The organism is Legionella maioricensis, assembly GCF_023618015.1.
GTDB lineage: Bacteria > Pseudomonadota > Gammaproteobacteria > Legionellales > Legionellaceae > Legionella > Legionella maioricensis.
This window is the reverse complement of the sequence record NZ_JAJKBJ010000027.1, coordinates 1-18,990: the sequence shown is the minus strand read 5'-3', so window position 1 is coordinate 18,990 and position 18,990 is coordinate 1. Positions and strand designations below refer to the sequence as shown.

Sequence of the window (18,990 nt, the reverse complement as noted above, 5' to 3'; positions counted from 1 at the left end):
ATAAGTCAATAAATATAGGAAATTTATTTGCATAGGTTCCTATTACCAGACCTCTTAACAGATGGTACATTATACCTACCCTTATTCGCTAAAAGATTACTATGGCCTCCAGACAAAGTACCGTTGATTTCATTATGGAACAGATTCAGGAAGCAGGAACGGTGAGTGCAAAAAAAATGTTTGGTGAATACGCACTTTATTGCGATGGTAGAGTCGTTGCCTTAATCTGTGATGATCAACTCTTTGTCAAACCAACTGAAATTGGAAAAGCATTTATCGGAGATTTTATTGAGGCCGCCCCCTATCCCGGAGCGAAACCCTATCTGCTGATTCAAGGAGAGTTGTGGGAGGATCATGAATGGCTAAGTGAGCTCATCAAGAGGTCTTTAGTTGAATTACCATTACCCAAGAAAAAACGTTTATCAAGTAAAAAAGCACGCTCAGATAGCAGAAGCTCTACTTAACCGACGGCTACAGTACTTATTTGGGCCCTGAAATCAGCCAGTTCTTCAATATGAGCTTTAAGTTTTAAACAGCGAGGCGGACTAAATAATCCATACCGGTAATTCGTTTTAATTGTCGTAGACTCTCTTTCTGCGTCTTGTTCAATAGCAGCAGGCATTTTGTTATGGGAAACAATAGTCTCTTTAAGATCAGTAGTGACTTCGGCTACAGACTGACGTATTAATTCCCTCTCTTCTTGCAATGCGTTTTGTAATTGTTGAAACTCTTGCTCACTGTTTTGCTGCAAACGAGTCGAAACGATTAATGGGGCTCGGTGGAAGTCCAGATCGTTATTACTATGAATATCGTACCATTCCAGACATAGTTGATGCCTTTTAGTCCGGTTTTCTCTTCTAAGATCAATATCTTGCTGGCTAAGAAGGCCTTGCTCATGCTTTAAACTGTATTCCTTTTCGAGGTCATCGCAATTCTTTAAACCGGTTATATAAAATGTTCTCACCTTACTGGCATTTTCCATGGTGCCAAAAGCACCCAACATTCTTGCATTGACTTGAAATTCAGGAATCTCAAAAGCACCACCATAGTAGCGCTCCCGTAACTTTTTATACAGATCATTTTTAACAGAAACATACTTGGTAGCCAGCGCTAAACCAATCAGTAAAGCAGGTACAAATGCTGCGGTAAAGGCCAACTCAGGCAAAGCCAACGGAGCTAAAATAACCGCCACTAAAATAATAAAAGCAACGATAATAACTATTGGCATAATGGTTCTAAATGATTTCCAATAGGGATTTTTTTCATATAACGCAATGTCTTTATATTCGTTATATAAAGGCAGTAAGGGGCTTAATAAACTCGACAGAACAGATCGAACTTCAGAAATTTGTTCTTGATGACGAGCATAGTTATATACATCAAGGATGGCTAAATAAGAACTTTCATTTTGCGTGGAAAAGCTGGTGGCCTGGATAAAACCATGAGCATCTGCCATCTTACGCAGAAATTCATTGGCTCGATTAACTGCTCGACTATTCCACAAATAAGACAATGACTCTAATAAATCCTCTGTTAGTCCATTTTGTCGCACTTCCCATTTTTTACCATTAATTAATTGCAATTGCTTGATAATCTGCTGATGCAATTTATTTTCATACTTTTTAAACCAGTCATCCAAATCCAGATGGGTATTGTTATTAAAAGAATTAAGAATTTCCCGAGCCATTCGATTTGCATGTTTTTTGTTGAATGCATCAAGATTCATAAAATCTATTTCGATATAATTCATTTGTTGCATGCAAAAATACAGTAACTCCGTTAACAACTCCTCATCCACTTTCTCTGGATCCGCTGTCTCTCCCGCAGCCCAATATTTAGCGCGTATCTGATCGATAATAGGTTCTTCGGTTATGAATTTACGATAATTCAATAAAGGGAAGAACACGCTTAATTGCGTTGCATGTTCTTTTAAATGAATACGTTTTTGCTCTAGTTGTTTCTGACGAATTATTTTCTGCTGTTCTTCAATCGTCTCTCTAAAGGAAGCCAGACCAGGATTTTGGAGAAATTCCGTCTTCCAAAGTTGAATAGCCTCTTCCCTTTCAGTTTGCAGTTGATTTATGTAGACATCGAGTGCGGCGCCAGAGCCGCTTATTCTCGACCACAAGCTCAACTCATCCTGTTCCTGCCTTTCTTTCTCTATTTGAGAATCAAGCTGAGCAAGAGTGGTGAATAATTTTTTTGAAAATTCGGTTCTGGAGAGTGCTTGTTGCTGGTTCTTTGTTAGTAATTGAAACTCATCAATCTCTCGTTCAAGCAAGGCATGAGTCATATGGATGACCAGTGTTTTATACTCATCCATTTCACTAATGTCGTCCATTAACTCTTTTTTTTGAGTATTCAATTGACTTTGAAAAGCTTGTTTCTTTTGCTCAGCAGTTCCAGTGAAGCTGTGCCAAAATCGCGATGATGTTCTTAACTCTTCAGAGGAAGTTAAAATACTCTGAGCTACTTGAGAAAACTTTCTACCAGGGAGCGAGTTTTCAAAAATGGTTCTTGTTTCTTCAGATAAAGATTCGTAACCTGGTATAACCAAGGCAGAAGCAAACAAAAAAGTCATAAAACATCCTATTAATTTAAGACGACCCTCCTTTTACCATAAAAAGATTAACGTTTTATTAACGCATAGCTCAAAAAAAACACAACATTATATTAACTATATAAAATCAAAGACATTCTTTTTTTGAATAAATTATCTACATAAAGCACTTTAAATATTCTGTTTTTTTTATTATAATGCGATCTGTTTTAGATGGAATATGCGGGTGATTCCTTTTTGGCACCGGTAATTTAGGTCCCTTTATGGAAATCATTCACTCGTATGACCTTTAATATGAGGATTGCTCCTGTGCCCGCTCTCTCAGAAAATAAATACCTTCAATCATTATTAAACAATCTGATTACTTCTTATGAAACTGAGATAAACTATATCCCCATTGAAATTGAGCTTGATCCGCAACAAATCTCCAAACATGATCTGGATACTCTTCTAGCATTTATTACAGAACCTCGCAAACGACTCTTTCTTTTTAAAATCCCGGGCGATCAGTCTACCACGGAGAAACTCGCCTTTACTGCGCGTCGTTCTGTACTGAGTAAAACAGCTGAAACCATTCTAAAAAGCACATCCAGTCGCCCCAAAATCAACCCATTGAAACAGACTTTGAGCAGCGGTTCTTCATCCATTCGCGCAGGTATTCAGATTCAAAAAAGTTTCGTCGTACCGAAACAAGCCATTACTTTGCAAGACGCGCACCAAGAACATATTGAACAAATAGTAACGCCTGACCTTGTGCTTATTCCTGTTGCACTTCCAGAGTTGCCAGTGCTGAGCCTGCAACTGAATGTTCTAGGCATTAGCGCCTTACAAGACACTGCAGCACTAAAAATCAAAGAACATCCTGATGTCTTCATGGACGGTATCATTCCCAAGAATTTGCCCAAAGGATTTTATATTGATGAAAAAAAACATGCCTTGTGTTATACCGATACCCCACACAGGCTTCCTTCTGCACTAGCACCGGCACTGGAAAAAACAGCGCAAATCCCCCTGCCCTCTATTGAACAGGCTAAAGCCTTACTGCCTGCAATTCCTGAGAGAATGATTACGCTGCTATTAAACACTCAATTTTCAACAGCGCAGAAAAATGCGTTACTTCAAGTATTACCTACTCACTCAGATGAAGTTACAGGTTTTCTTAATGCGCTTAGACCGGCGAATTTAGAGTTCATCGTTCCTTTCCTTGCAAAACTCTTCATTTTAGGTGGTGAAACCCATGCCAGCTTGGCAACCAGGCTTCTTAATACCTGTTTAAACAAAAGAATAAATCTTGATTTTCTCAAAAATCCAGAAGCGCAAAACGCATTCTTCAGTACTCGCGGGATTAAAAATCTCCAAAAATTAGCCAGCCTCCCCGCAGAACAAAAAGAGTGGTGGAATTCCTTAGTTATGGCTCATCTGAGCAATGACCAGCGTTATTTTGATTTTAATGCTTTTTTTGAGGCTTATACGCAAATATTCCTTCCTCGTATTGCGGAAAAAAACCTGACTCTGCCCAATCCATGCCCTATTCAACATAATGGTCATCTGCTCATTACTTTGAACCGGGTTCTGGATGTATTAGAACATGCGGAAAACCCGCAAGAACAATGCTTAACTCTTGGAAACCTCAATTGGGGTCCTACAGGAGTACATTATGCCATGACTAAAAAACCGGAGTCAGAGCGTTTTAAGCAAGTAGCTTCCTGCATGAACATTGAGCGTGCTGAAGATACAATAATCAATCCAGCAGCAATTTATCAGAATTTACAAAGTGAACAACTCTCTTTGGAACCGTGGTTATTTCGCTATATGGGCCAACATTGGAAATCAGGAATCCGATTAACGGATATCCGAGCACAACTTGAAAAAATCCAACAACTCACCTGGCCCCCTGTACAAAAAAATCAATTGATTTTTATTTTAACCACTACTTTTTCAGATAAATCGGCCCTTAGCGCGGAACAATGGCAACATACCTTAACAAGCTGTATTCATTTATTGCAGACACTGAATCAAAACGAGCGCAAAGATCTACTGAAGGGATTGTCTCGCTGTTTTCAATTCAAGCCCCATCCCTCGCTTGTGCAAATAAAAACGCTGATAGAACAATGTATTGAACTCAAAACCGCTTTCCCTGAGAAAAACTTCAAAAATGAACTCATTTCCCCGCTCATTTCCTGTTTGAAACATGAAGGTTATGAACTGTTTAATATTCTGCAAGAGCGCATTCAAAAAACAGATCCAATGTCAGAAGAAAATCAATTTTCTCTCACGGCAATGGCTTCTTATACTGCAATCTTACAAATCAACCGCCAAGACCTCCACCCTGATTTCATCAAATTATTGGCGAAACTTGATGAGCCTCAATTAACCCAAACCAGTGTGGACAATTTAATATCCTCTTTTAAAACCTTACATACTAAAAAAGGGGCAGATTTTCATAGCCTCGTATTAAATACTTTAAGTCAAATTAATATTTCAAAATCACAACCACTACCTAATATTGACTTCATCCAAAAACAACTTGCGACTCTTTCAGACTTACCCGATATCATTCCCGTCGAACATGGTACCTTTGAAAAACAGGAAACCTGGTTTAAAAACCTTATTATCGATAAAAATCTCTTCCCTGGCTGTGTTTTTGGTAATGGAGATATTTCCAAACTCGATGATCTCATTGTTGATGCTCTGGTTGATGCGGTTAAAAAGCGCAGCGCCGCATTAAGAGTAGATAGATTAAAAAGTGCACTGCAAAGAAATCTTCAGAACTTCATTGTACCTCAGCAACTGAGAGACCAGCTCAATGTTGAGTTGATACCTCTATTTGATGCATTAAACGAGCTTGTTCTTTTGTTGCAAAGTCCTAACCCTAAATTCCCTGAAGTCATCGAAAAATTCCGCTATTTTGAAGAGAAAAAGCCCATATTACTTGAAGGACTGTACGGAGTAGGCATCCTCGGGAGGTCAAAAGGCGAATATCTACTCAGTTTCCTTCTGACTGGGAAGAGAAGCGCCGCAGATAACATGACTGGCTCAGCGTTTGCTACTGTTCTAAGTCAGTTACACGGTTTATTCGTCAGGGAAATGACTGCCTTTTTTGATAATCCACAAAATAGAACGGTCGTAAAAGATTTGGATGTCAATACCAGTCTTTCCTGGATGGCGGCCTTCAATGAGACTCACTCGCTTACTTTTCTATTCAAAGAAGAACTGGTGGAGAAAAAAGTCTTACCAGCTCTTAAAAAAACCTTACAACAACTGAATACTCAAGATCCTGACTTTGAAAAAAGCATCCTTGATGCTGCTGCAGAACTCGCTGAAAATGCACCGGCGGATCAAGCCCTGCAGAGTTATAAAAATAAAATAGAAGCGATTGCCAATTACCTGAATTTGCTTATTGATATTAAAGATCATCTCCCAGAGCAATTTAATAAACTCTATAAACAACTTAATACGGGCGCTTTAGCTCGAATTAACTATACTCATAAGCAAATGCTGGTTAGTAAATTAATTAAAGCCAAACCTGAATCGTTGGACCTGTATTTAAAACTAACCACACAAGCACTGGAAGAAAATCCTGAAGCGGATAATGCAGCCATTGCTCGCTCAATAAATGGCTTGGTAACGCTGTTCAATTTATCGGATCTTGAGCCAGAAACTGAAGTCATGTTTTTTAAAATGAGCATGGTTCATAATTTAAAAAATCCAAGTCCTTTTCCACTGGCTGCCTTAAATGAATTAAAAAAATCAGCTCTTCCTGAAGAAACAAAATCATTAATTATCAAACAATTAATTCAGATTTTAAGTCGTATGCCTGGGGCTGATTCTCCAGAGCTCGTCAATGGATTAGTACAACAAATTCAATTGTTCCTAACCCAAAATCCCGCTCAGGCATCACTTTGTATCGCCTTGTTACAACGGGTTTCTCGAGGAAATCTCAATCAGGATTTAGCTGCTTATCCTAACATCTTACAACAATTAACTGCGCTCAGTGCAGAAAATAAGGAAAAACTGGCTGTTATCCTGACTGGACTGGCCAGCAGGAAAAAAGACGACACGGTGAATTTATCCGTACTGTTGGAAATTACCAAGGGTTTGGCGCGTCGTTCTTCCGCTGATATAGATCAGGTCTTACAATTATTTACCACCCCTCCATACCCCATTGCCCAGAACCTCAACTCAGCACTACTGGCTCATGACTCGGAAAAACTCAAAGCCTATTGCTCAAGCTTTGACACCAACCCATTTGCAAAAACGGGAGAAGAAAGGGATCTGAAGAAACATTTTGCAACAGATAGAATTCAGGATGCGTTATTAAGCTTAACGGATTTGATCGACGAAACAGAGTTACCACATACTCTGCGGCTGCAGTTTGCCAAACAATTAACTTTTATTGAAATTCTGGGCTACACCGATCCGTTAAATCCTAATGATTTCCAGGGACTAAAAAAATTAACTGCCAGCTCTCGCCATGACTTAAAAACACGAGCCTGTACTTTACTGCAACAACTACGCTCAAAGACAGTTCCTCCAGAACAACTCGAAGTCACTCAATTGGAACTTTTGGCTTATCTGCGCGAAATCTATTTTCGTACTACCGGGTTATTTCCCAACACCACCCAAATGCTTGTCCTCTTACTGGCTCTACATGATCCATCATTGAATTTACTGATGCGTATTAAGACAGGGGAAGGAAAAAGCATTAATACTCCAATGCTCTCTGTCTTGCAATGGATGGATGGGGGAACGGTGGCTCAGTGGACTGCCAATCCGACTTTATTAATTCGAGACTATGAGAATAATTGCGAACCTTTCTTTAAATTTTTAGATATTAATTCAACGCTGATTCAAAGTGATAGTCCTCCTGAAGCATACCGATTCGATAGTATTAATTGTTCTACTATTGAAGATATAGGTAATTTCTATCAGACGGCAAAAGAACTAAAAAAAGAAGCATTAATTCTAAATGATGGCCCAACTCATGTCGTTTTAGATGAGTGTGATAATGCACTGCTTGATCAACTAGTCCTCTATAAATTAGTCGCAGAGCATGACCAGACCGAAGGTACACAAAACAATGCGGCTCAATGGATTTATCCCCTTGCCTATCAATTTATTAACCTGCCGGCTTTCCGGAATACCGATCCTACGCTGGGGCCAGTCTGGGATGAAGATGAGGACCTGGAGCAATTTAGATTATTCCTCAACAAGGAGGTCAACGAAAAATTTAATGGTGATGCTGAAAAACAAAATTTCTTGATGGCTGCCAGCAATACCCAACTGATGCAATGGATTCATGCCAGTTGCATCGCGGCAACCCAGATTGAAAACAAACATTTTATTGTGCAACCAGTCAAAGTAAAAGATGAAACAGGCAATGAAATAACTAAAAAAATAGTATGCGTGCCTCTCATGCGCAGCACCCCTAAAACTGGCTCTATTTTTATCGACGGGGTACAACAAGCTTTGCAAGCCCGATTGATGGCAGAACGCCCTGATCAAGCTCATTACTTCGTTATAGATGCCGCTCCTCCTGTGCTTGCCAGCATATCAGCCAGGAGCTTAATAAAACTGTTTCAAAATAAAAACGGACGCCTGATTGGAATTTCAGCAACCCCTGGCGATAATCTGGAACTAAAAAGCTTAGCCACCCAAATAGGTACTCAAGCAATCGGCATTGCGCCTTATGCAGGGGACAAACGGAAAATGCATCCGCCAGTATTTACATTCTCTCGTGAAGAAAGTATTCGCGCCATATGCAATGCAATTGACAGCCGTAAACTGCCCATTACCAATCCCAGAATGGAAATTAATGCGGATGTCGCAATTCAAACATATGAAGAGCGAGAAGCATTTATAGCTCGAACTAATGAGGCCATTGAAGAATGGAGCCTCACTCAAACTCAACCCATCCTCATTATTAATGAGGATTTTAGTGATGCTACAGACCTGGAAGCAAGCCTGGAAACCTATAAAAGAGAAGGGTTCAAAGTCCAAATTGTAACCGGAAAAGAAACTCAGGAAGAACTCCAGCACATTATAAAACAAGCAGGGCGCCCCAATACCATCACGGTTGGAACTGCAATGCTGGCAACGGGTATAGACATCAATACCGGAGATCACCCTCGCGGTTTAATTGTGATTCAACCTTATACCGATACGGAGAGGATGACAACGCAAATTGCAGGACGTGCGGCTCGAAATGGGAAACCCGGCGAATGGCTTCCTATTTATCAAATCAATCCCCCCCAAACCATTTTGGAAAAGATCCTGTATTACATTTTTCCCTGGTATCGTCAAAGGATGCATGAACATGCCGTAGAAACAACGCGAAACAAAATTAAATTACAAGCTACAGTGGATAGAATTTACACTCAATCCATTGATGAAGTGCAACAAACCTTAATGCAACAAATTCAAGCGTGGGAAAACTTACTATTGGAGCTCAATCCAAGTGATTACAAACTGCAGTTAGAGCTGTACCAGTGGCGCGAAACAATTCTGAGTGAGCTTAGTCGTTCGCAAGAAACGAGTATTTCTCAAGAGACCCTTGAGGCAAGTATCACTCAATTTAAAAACTCAGCATGCAGATTGTGGGAAACGCTTAAAGAAGAGAAGTGGGCAGCAAGAGCGGCCAAAGCGACTCATCTCACTGAAGAGCAAAGTCTAAAACTCAATTACCTGAAACAATTAGATCTCTCTCAGGAATTAGATGTTCAAGCAGCACTGCAGCAGAAAAACAAGTCTTTTACTGCTGGAGCAAAAGCATTAATGCATCAAAATCTGGAAACGATGATTCTGGATAAAGCCGGTGTCGCTTTAGAGTACACCAATCCCACAGAAGAGGAGAGGGAAGAGTTGAAACTGGCTCAATGCAAACAACTTTTACCTAATTTAATTGGTGCTTTTTGCGCCGTTTACCCCCAGGCTATTAGCCAACTCGTCCCCCCTGAAACGGCTCACGGGACTTCTTTTTTACCTGAAATGGTCACGTCGATCATCAGGAAAGTCATTGAGAAAAAAAACCAGGTGTTAGGAAAAGAAGAACAACAACATATCTCACGAACGGTGATTCAGTTTTTTCAAAAAGAATTGGCCACAGCAGACAGTGATAAAATCAAAGACTTGTTGGATCAACTCAAACAATTACTTCTTCTTCACTGCGAGGAGTTAAGCAAAACTTCTCTGGTGGAACAATTCAAAATGCAGGGGTTAATCCTCACTTTTTGCACTCTTTATCAAAATTCGGGGTTACCTGAGGATCCTCAATTAACCGCCTTGAAAACCAGTTATAGTAATGAAATCATGCAAAAACTGTCCCTCCGCCTGCTTGATCAATTGGCATGGGTCAAGCAATCCCCTCAACCTTTACATGCTTATTTTGAGCGTGGTGTGGCCAAAGAAGCAGCTCATACTATTTATGACTTGGCAGAAGAAGTACGAAGTTCACCTAATGATGCTGAAAAAATTCACGCCCTTTACATTGGCCTCCAAGAACAGCGGGTTATTTTAAAAGATAAATATCTGTTCTCAATTGGGCACTCCTCTCCACGTAACGTAATTAATGAAGCATTAAATGCAATTGATTCATTAAATAGTGCACCCCATTGTGATCAACAATTCCGCGTCCTTTGCCATGATAATGCGCTTTGTGAATATCATCTTGCCCAATTTCGTGATTATTTGTGCCGAATGTCCCCTGCTTCTCACGCAATACCCGATCCGGTTTGGGAGCATTTAAAAAACACGCTTATCAGAATAAGCAATAGAAGTAAAAATAATCAAAGTCATCTCATTCAAGAATTACATAAAGCTGTAGAACGCTTTGCAACGTATGAGGCGTATCGCCCCTACCAAACACAACTTAAAGCTTTGAACAAACAGCTGACTCAATCTATAGAGACCTTAAAAAATGCAGACGGGCTCAAACAAGACGTTGAAGAAAACCTCTTAAAACAAAAAACAGTTCAAATAGCGACATTATTACAAGTCGATGCCAATCAAGTTCGTATTCAGAGCGGCACCGACGGGCTGCAATCTTTTATCGAATTACAAATCGAAAACGCCCCATTGAAAGAAGGATTTACCGGGTATCAATCCTCGTTTTTTACAAAGATAGAGGCCGGAAAAACACGACAAACATGCAGAAAATCAACATTTGAAGAAAGTAAACAAGCTCTTCTCGATTTATCAGACTTGAAGGCCATTGAGGTTCTTCCTCCAGAAAAACAAGCAGCATTCAAGAAGTTATTTGAATTGAAAGCACTATTAGATCTTGATTGGAGTGCAGGGTTAGAGCACAGCGTTCAAGGAGAACTCCCTGAGTGCATTCAATCCAAACTGAGAAATATAGAGCAACTGAAACAATGGGATTGGACTTTACAACCAGTAGAATTCGACTCACTCTGTATCATTCTGGAGAAAAACCCGGAAGAAAGCTTCATGTTATTGCTGGAAAGACAATCCACTTTAAACAAAGAGATTCAGCAGATAAGAACAAGACTAATAGACGCGGATCAGGAGGTATTGGAGCAAAAAAACAAGATATCTATTGTAGAAGATTCAATCAAAACCAAAGAGACTCGATTAAAACATCCTGATTGTGGTTACTTGGAAGCGGCGTCTTTAAGGACTCAAATTCTTGCCCATAAAACCAATATTTTGTACCTGAAATACCAACTCACCGGCCCAGAAGGAATTGTTAATGGAATTAAAAAAGAAGAAGACACCTGTCAGAAAAAATTAAACGAAGTCAATCAATTACTTGATACTCAAAGGAAAGAATTTGTTGTTGGCCTTACCGCCGCAACCAAACAAGCATTAGCTATTCATCTTCAGGATGAAAGTAAAAAATATGTTGATGAGATGAAGCAAGAATTGCATTCAACTGATACTACTATCGAAGTAATAGAAAAAACAGAGCTGAAGAAATCTCGTTACCAAACACGCCGCTTTTTCAATCCTACCGAGCTATTACGCTTTGAAGCGAAATTGGCGCACGAAGAAGAACTCATCCCCCAAGGAACAAGGCCGCAAAACGTAAGAGACCTAAGCTGCGCTCAAGAAAGTAGAGAAGAAGACTTTTACCCAGAGGCGGAAAGCAGCCTTGTGTTTTGAATGAAAAAAAGAGAGACCCAACCTACACACTGTAGCCCGGTTGCTTGTAACCGGGCTCAAATGTTGAATCACTTCCTTCCTGGTTGCAAGCAACCAGGCTACAATTATCTCACCCAGAATTGATTCCTTAAGTGGACACTATTTGAACACTTACCTTACTCCTTCAATAAATCATGGGTAGCTTGTTGATAAGTATTAAAAAAATCATCTAAAACTACCGTCGCCATATCATTAACTGTTGAAATAGTTTCTGTTTTTTTAAGAACTCCGGTTTTAAATTGCCAACCAGGAGGTAATCTCAGTTTCACTGCGAGTTGAGGCAGAGAAGCTTCAGTTTGCGGGGATATTTGAAGGCTGTAGGATTGCATTACAAAAACATGCCCCTTGCTGTCTATAAGTTCATAAATAGGTTTACCAGCCTCATAGGTCCATGTGGTACGACGTTTAATATTTCGTGTTTGATAAGGAATATTTGCAGAAAAAAATTGATCCGGATTAATAATAATTTCCGCCACTTTTCGCAGAGTTAACCCACTAAGTGTTTCATTTTCAGGCTTTGCTAAAGGGGTACTTTTAATGCCATCCATCATCCAGTATCGAGGACCATTCAGCCGAACAAAAGAAGCACCCGTCGCTTTCTTTAGCGGCCCAACTGTTATTTTTTGCCAAATATCAGAAGGACAATCGTTTAACCCAAATGTACTGTAAACAAGAATTTGTGTGGGCGTTTTGAATAATATAATCTCACAATATCGTTTACCACGTACATCAAACAGTTCTGCTGCTTGAGAAAGAATCGGAGTAATTAATAACATAGAGGAGAGAAAGAAAAGTGTACTTAATTTAATTGATTTAAAAAATGTAGGGCAATGGCGACTCATTGGTACCTCCTTTAATTCTTTTTTATATACTATAGTGCAATTATTACAGAATGGAATATACCCTAATTACCGAAAGTGAACGTATAAATTTCCAGACCAGGCTCATTGGGGCTTAATTCCAATAGGCCAGTACCGGATTGGGGTAAAGCTACGGCTTCATAAATCGAATGTTTGTCCACCAGAATACTACTGTCAGTCACATCCTTTCCCTTATTATCAGACGCAAGCGGTTTGCCGTTTAACAAGAGTTTCACTTGAATTGGTTTTTTGGTGTTATTGCCCATAACAATAAAAACTTTGCGAGCCTTGAAATGAATTTTTAAGGAAGAATGACTTTGGGCTGAAATAATTTTTTCGGAATTAACTAACCACCCACCTTGCAATGCCCAGGCGTTTTCAGCTAATTGTTTTGGAAAATAATACTGAGCGATCTGATCGTGGGTCACCGCTGGGCTTAAATTAATCTCAGCGCGCGCATAACCTAAATAAGTTTCGGGAGTTATGGAATAAAAATAGAGCGGATTATCAGGAGCCGCGAGTGGAGAGGCCATATCAATACCCAGTAAAAAGCGTATATTGTTCTCAGTCACATCATAATCTCCCTCGCCAAAATGTTCATAAACAACCATCCCTTGTTTATTAATTAAATAATGTGCAGGCCAAAAATGATTGGAAAAATTTTCCCAGGTTAAAAATGAATTATCCAAACCGACCGGATACTGAATACCATCGTGTTTCACTGCATTTTTAACATTAGCTGTATTTTTTTCGAAATCAAATTCAGGGGTGTGGATGCCAATAATAACTAAACCTTTGTCGTGATATTTTTTATACCAATCATTTAAGTAAGGCAAAGTACGGATGCAATTGATACAGGAATAAGTCCAGAAATCAACAAGAACCACTTTTCCTTTTAAATCAGATAATTGCAGCGGAGGGGAATTAATCCAAGCGCTTATCCCCGCTATCTTGGGAGCCTGATAGGGCTGCCATAACCCTTTCTCTAAATATTTTGCGGTGCGAATCGTTGATTGATTTATAACAGAAGAAGAAAAAAATCCCGTTTCCTGACCAACCATATAAGTAATACTGAGGAGAATAATAGCCCCCAAAGTTTTGCGAATAAGAACGGTGTGTGTCTTAAAGAAACGAAAAGTATCTCTGATTTTAAAACCATAGAGCATAATAATAAACATCGGAATTGCGGCACCTAAAGCAAAAGCTAAAAGAGTAAAAAAGCTCACAATAGTGGTTTTCTGAATTGCAATTTGCACAATGATCGCGGCTAAAATGGGACCGGCACAAGGAGTCCAAATGATTGCCACTAACCCTCCCAGCAATATCCCGCCTAGGAATCCACTTCGCTCATGACCAGGGGACATAAAAGAAGAACTCATGGTTACAATTCTCTGGGTGATCCGATTAAATAGTTCCGTCAAATAATTAGAAAGCAAAATCAGAGAAAGCAAAAACAGGAAACCATAAGCCAGATAACGAATCAGATTCGCGTCAATACCGGAATATTGAACTAATTGACGTGCGAACAAAGCAAAGAAAGCAAAAGTAAAAATAAAACCGAGGATAATGCCCACTGAACGTTTCTTGGAACCTACTAAAGAGCCGGCCAGAAGAATTGGTAAAATAGATAAAATGCAAGGCGACAGGATTAGGGCAAACCCTTCCAAAAATCCTAAAAAAATAGTGATCAACTCAGCTTTCATGGGGCTCACATTGATAAATTAATTTATTTAGCTCATTGACTTAAGTATAAGTCAGTTTTAAAAATACGAGGCAAAGCGTGCTTGCGCACGCAGGAGAAATACGCCAGTTTAGTTGTGAAAAAACTTTAAGCCTGGATGGAGTGAGTTTTGTTCCGCAAAAAATTATTAATTAGCAGCTAAAGCCTGATATTTTTCTATTCTGCGACTGCTCATCTGACAAAGGCTCAAGGAAACAAAACCAATGAACCCTCCAAAAATATAATATCCAGCCGGAGCAATGAAATTACCCGTTTTCTCAACCAGCCACAGCATAAATAATGGGGTTGTTCCGCCAAAAATGGAAATCCCCACATTAAAAGCCACTCCAAAACCACTATAACGATATTGTTGAGGAAACAAAGAAACCATATAAGCATTTAATGGCGCGTAAGTAATAGCGATAATAATAGACATCATGATTAAGCCCTTGGTGATATTAACCACGCTACCTGAGGAGATGAGATAAAATATAGGAATGCTTGCGATCATCAGGCTCATCATTCCAATACGAATTACGGTTAAATGCCCCACTTTGTCAGCAAATAGAGCAATAAAGGGCTCTAATAAAGCATCAACGGCTAAGGCCACAGTAACGATTAGAGTAACTAAGCTTAAAGGCAAATTAAAATAAGTATGAAGATAAGTAGCGCTAAACACATAGGTACCGAAGGTCATAATTCCGGTAAGCCATGCTATTCCAATCACCCCCAACATCTGCAAAGGAGTCTCTCTTATAGCAGCCATAAACGGTAGTTTGGGTTTTTCATCACCTTTTATTTTGGTGTATTCCGGTGTTTCATTAACGTGAGTCCGCAAGAAAAATACCAGCAATCCAGCTAATAAAGCCAGAGCAAATCCCAAACGCCAGCCCCATGTCGGCATAAATGAAGCAGTAAAAAAGGATGCGGCCAAGCCGGCTAAAATGAAGCCTAAACTATAAGCAGAGCTGGTCAAACATCCAAAGAAGGCCTTTTTTTCTGGTTTGGCATGTTCTACGAGAAAAACAGCTGAACCAGTAAATTCGGCACTGGCAACAAATCCCTGAATCACTCGTAACAGCGTAATCAAAACAGGAGCTGCAATCCCAATTAATTGATATCCCGGCACCATACTGATTAAGGCGGTAGGAATCGCCATCCCTAAAATACTCAGGGTTAATGCACGTTTTCTTCCATAACGATCCCCAATATAACCAAAGAATAAAGCCCCTACAGGAGCTAGTAGATAACCCACTGCAAAAACACCAAAGGTATGAAGCAGTGAAGCCAGGTGATTCTCTGCCGGAAAATAAGTCACTGCAATTTCTGACGAAAAATAACCAAAAAGAGCAAAATCATACCATTGCAAAGCAGTCCCTGAAATTCCAGCTAATAAGGCTTTGATCCGAGATGATAACGTCACTTCGCTCTCCTTAAATAAAGTATTTTGGATGTTGCTTAAATAAATAAAATCCTGCACCATGCAGATGCACAGCTGTAGGGTATAGTACTCATTCTTAATAAGTTGGCAACCCCAAACCCGTACATGTCCTACACCACTGAATTTAAATTTATCTCAGGAGAGAAAAAACATGCCTCGTTTTTTTCCAGGTCATAAAAAACCCGATCGAAACAAGAATTTTTTTCAGAATTATTCTGATCATCTGAATTATCTGCAAGACAAATATGCTGAAGCATGGGAAGAGTTTAAAAACCAGGCTACCTTCGACCAAAAGCTGGATTTTATAGGGGAGCAAGCTTTAGAGCGATTGAACCTATTTGAGAAACTGCGAGACGGTCATGATTATTTTGATGAGGTGGTAGGGGCAACGGCACTTCCTGCTTTGGGACTAGTAATTTCTATCGCTACTCTTGGCATGGCCCTATGGGAGGGTATTCAGGCCTTGGTTATTCGTACGGGTATAGCCAGAGGCAGTATCCAAGAACATCAAGAGGGAGCAAAACAAGACTTGTTGGTGTCTGGCGTGGCCTTTTTAGGAGCAATAGCAAGTTTCTTAAAGTCTGCGGTGAGCTTAATTACCAGACCCGTTATTACTGCGATACGAGGTTTTGAAGAACAGAATATAGACCGTTTTATTACCGACGATACTTATGCCAATAGATTAGCCAACTTTTAACATGGCAAAAAATAGGTAGTTCTACGCAATACAGCGTAAGCGGGAATCCACTATCAAAGACAGCACCGTGTTGTATTCGAAATGGATTCCCGCCTTCGCTGGCAAAGACAAGGACGATTAAATAAGGAACTCTTGACGGCGTACCTTGGTAAGCCAATAGTGATTGGAAAAAGAATAATGCAAAAAACATATGCAATCATTGCCGTGCTATCGGCATTAATAGCCAATGCCCTGGGAGCTTTTGGCACGCATGTATTGAAGGGAAGTATAACGCCCTCCTACTTGACGGTGTTTCAAACAGGTGTTCAGTATCAGTTTTATCACAGTCTGGCTTTATTGCTCACGGCTTTATTCTTATTTCATATCCGTAATAAATGGATAATGGCTTCCGGAATTGCATTTATCTGCGGAATCATTTTATTTTCAGGGAGTTTGTACGTCTTGACGATTACGGAGATCAAATGGATAGGAGTGATTACTCCTTTTGGAGGGCTAGCCTTTTTAATAGCATGGATATTGCTCCTGGCAGGAATTCTAAAGACAAAATTCTAATTCTGCCGTCAACTTAAGGAATTTTTTCGTCATCCAGAGGCGCTTGCGACGAAGGATCTCCTAATATTCAGGAGTTCTCTCGCTATACTTGAGATGACGTTTTTTTCTTAACTTAATGGCAGTAGATTAAGGGATAAGAGGGAAATATTTTTGTGCCCCTCTTAGAAGGGCTATAATGACGATTAAGCGATGTTTTAGGGAATAATAATGAAAATTCAGTTTTTAGGAGCAACACAAACCGTTACAGGATCAAAATATTTAATCCAAACGGAGCAAATGAAGATACTGGTCGATTGCGGTCTCTTTCAAGGTTATAAAGAACTTCGCTTACGCAATTGGTCCCCCATACCCATTAATCCGTCAACCATTGATTACGTGTTACTCACCCATGCCCATATTGATCATAGCGGTTATATTCCATTGCTGGTAAAAAATGGATTTCGCGGCAAAATAATCTGCACCTCAGCAACGAAGGATTTATGTACTATATTATTGCCTGATAGTGGTCATCTTCAAGAAGAAGAAGCGAATTACGCCAACCAGAAAGGGTACTCCAAACATCACCCTGCCCTGCCCCTTTATACTCAAGAGGATGCCGAAACAGCACTTAGCTATTTTCATACCGTAGAATTAAACACCCCTTTCCAGCTTCATGATGAATTCTCTGCAACTTTTCACTATGCCGGACACATTTTAGGAGCGTCTTTAATTCAACTTCGACATAAGGATGCTTCGGTGCTTTTTTCGGGTGACTTGGGCCGCCCCCAGGATCCGATTATGAATCCACCACAAGATCCTCCTGAGTCAGACTATTTAGTTATCGAATCAACTTATGGCAATCGGTTGCACGACCCCTCAGATCCGCAAATCAAACTCGGCGAAATAATCAACCGCACGGTCAATAGAGGCGGTATGGTGTTAATTCCAGCTTTTGCCGTCGGCCGTACCCAGACTTTGTTATATTATATTCAACAATTGAAAGCAAAAAAGGCAATCCCAGATATTCCTGTTTATGTCGATAGTCCTATGGCAAGCAATGCAACTCAAATTTTTTCCCGCCATTCAAATGAAAATCGACTAAGCCCGCAGCAGTGTACCGATGTCTGCGAGGTAGCTCAGTATATTCGTACCGTAGATGAGTCAATAGCGCTTGGTAAACAAAAAATGCCGATGATTTTAATCTCGGCAAGTGGCATGGCAACAGGTGGACGTGTTGTTCACCATATAAGAAATTTTGCTCCCTATGAAAAAAACACCATTTTATTTAGTGGGTTTCAGGCTGGTGGGACTCGAGGAGACAGATTGGTCAGAGGCGAAAAAGAAATAAAAATGTTCGGCCAAATGGTTCCAATTAATGCTGAAATAAGTCAACTAGAAAATGCTTCAGCTCATGCAGATTACGCAGAAATGTTGACTTGGTTAGCTCACTTAAAAAAAGCACCGCGCAAAATTTTTATCACTCATGGTGAAATGGAAGCAGCAACCGCACTTAAATTGAAAATCGAACAAAAATTTAATTGGAATTGCATGATCCCCAACTATTTAGATCAAGAAATATTAGGAGACGCCGGCACTTAGTTTTGAAGGCTATTTATATTTTCACATGCCCTGAGCCACGGGCACCAAACCCATAGACGTCAAGCAAAGACAATTTGGATCCTTGTCCTTCCTGTGCAGGCGGGAATCCATTCCTGTTTTAGTACAATGCTAATGCAAAAATGGATCCCCGCCTACGCGGGGATGACGCATTTTCTCTTATCTACGCTCAAATTTAGATTTCTTGATATCATCAACACAAGCCCCCTTCCCTTGGCAAGAAGCGATGAATGCTGGCTCAACCAAAGTCAAAGGGGTTTTAATACCAATTATCAAGGGAATTTGCTGGGCTTAACAGCCCAGCCTACACATGTTCTTGTGCAGACTTTAAGCAAGGTAGGTCGGAGCAAGGCCCGTAGCCGTCAGGCTATGGGGCCGCATTAGTCTATAACTGAGTTCATCTGT

The 18,990-nt window shown here is 40.0% G+C and carries 9 protein-coding genes; 5 read left to right on the top strand and 4 right to left on the bottom strand.

The annotated features are described in order from the left end of the window. Positions 1-101: 101 nt before the first annotated feature. Positions 102-464 (top strand): TfoX/Sxy family protein, encoded by a 363-nt coding sequence (locus LOX96_RS15390; RefSeq protein WP_250424142.1) that lies wholly within the window; start codon positions 102-104, stop codon positions 462-464. Here LOX96_RS15390 and LOX96_RS15385 read toward each other — a convergent pair. After that, positions 461-2,581, bottom strand: coding sequence for a hypothetical protein (locus LOX96_RS15385; protein ID WP_250424145.1), 2,121 nt, complete (start codon positions 2,579-2,581; stop codon positions 461-463). The two genes, LOX96_RS15390 and LOX96_RS15385, sit on opposite strands and share 4 nt — an antisense overlap. 288 nt (positions 2,582-2,869) lie before the next feature. Between LOX96_RS15385 and LOX96_RS15380 the strand changes: the two genes are divergently transcribed. Continuing rightward, complete coding sequence (locus tag LOX96_RS15380) at positions 2,870-11,680, top strand: helicase-related protein (protein WP_250424152.1); 8,811 nt, start codon at positions 2,870-2,872, stop codon at positions 11,678-11,680. A 155-nt stretch (positions 11,681-11,835) separates the two neighbouring features. Here LOX96_RS15380 and LOX96_RS15375 read toward each other — a convergent pair whose 3' ends face one another. The 3 genes from LOX96_RS15375 to LOX96_RS15365 all read right to left on the bottom strand — a co-directional run bounded on the left by LOX96_RS15375 (position 11,836) and on the right by LOX96_RS15365 (position 15,722). After that, complete coding sequence (locus LOX96_RS15375; RefSeq protein ID WP_250424154.1) at positions 11,836-12,561, bottom strand: hypothetical protein; 726 nt, start codon at positions 12,559-12,561, stop codon at positions 11,836-11,838. A 62-nt stretch (positions 12,562-12,623) separates the two neighbouring features. Then, complete coding sequence (locus tag LOX96_RS15370) at positions 12,624-14,282, bottom strand: redoxin domain-containing protein (RefSeq protein WP_250424155.1); 1,659 nt, start codon at positions 14,280-14,282, stop codon at positions 12,624-12,626. Positions 14,283-14,447: 165 nt separating this feature from the next. Beyond that, a complete protein-coding gene (locus tag LOX96_RS15365; RefSeq protein WP_250424159.1) occupies positions 14,448-15,722 on the bottom strand; it encodes an MFS transporter in 1,275 nt (424 codons plus the stop codon). Positions 15,723-15,891: 169 nt separating this feature from the next. Between LOX96_RS15365 and LOX96_RS15360 the strand changes: the two genes are divergently transcribed. From LOX96_RS15360 to LOX96_RS15350, 3 genes are all read left to right on the top strand, one after another. Continuing rightward, entirely contained in the window at positions 15,892-16,437 is a 546-nt protein-coding gene (locus LOX96_RS15360) for an FxsA family protein (RefSeq protein WP_250424161.1), read from the top strand. A 177-nt stretch (positions 16,438-16,614) separates the two neighbouring features. Further along, positions 16,615-16,989, top strand: a complete 375-nt coding sequence (locus tag LOX96_RS15355) for a DUF423 domain-containing protein (RefSeq protein ID WP_250424162.1) — start codon at positions 16,615-16,617, stop codon at positions 16,987-16,989. Between the two features lie 207 nt (positions 16,990-17,196). After that, the gene (locus LOX96_RS15350; protein ID WP_250424164.1) at positions 17,197-18,567 is read left to right on the top strand and encodes an MBL fold metallo-hydrolase RNA specificity domain-containing protein; all 1,371 of its coding nucleotides are present in this window, start codon (positions 17,197-17,199) and stop codon (positions 18,565-18,567) included. Positions 18,568-18,990: the final 423 nt, after the last annotated feature.

Coding starts and splice junctions, on each gene's coding strand:
- LOX96_RS15390 (WP_250424142.1), top strand. CDS start 102: ATGGCCTCCAGACAAAGTACCGTTGATTTCATTATGGAACAGATTCAG.
- LOX96_RS15385 (WP_250424145.1), bottom strand. CDS start 2,581: ATGACTTTTTTGTTTGCTTCTGCCTTGGTTATACCAGGTTACGAATCT.
- LOX96_RS15375 (WP_250424154.1), bottom strand. CDS start 12,561: ATGAGTCGCCATTGCCCTACATTTTTTAAATCAATTAAATTAAGTACA.
- LOX96_RS15370 (WP_250424155.1), bottom strand. CDS start 14,282: ATGAAAGCTGAGTTGATCACTATTTTTTTAGGATTTTTGGAAGGGTTT.
- LOX96_RS15360 (WP_250424161.1), top strand. CDS start 15,892: ATGCCTCGTTTTTTTCCAGGTCATAAAAAACCCGATCGAAACAAGAAT.
- LOX96_RS15355 (WP_250424162.1), top strand. CDS start 16,615: ATGCAAAAAACATATGCAATCATTGCCGTGCTATCGGCATTAATAGCC.
- LOX96_RS15350 (WP_250424164.1), top strand. CDS start 17,197: ATGAAAATTCAGTTTTTAGGAGCAACACAAACCGTTACAGGATCAAAA.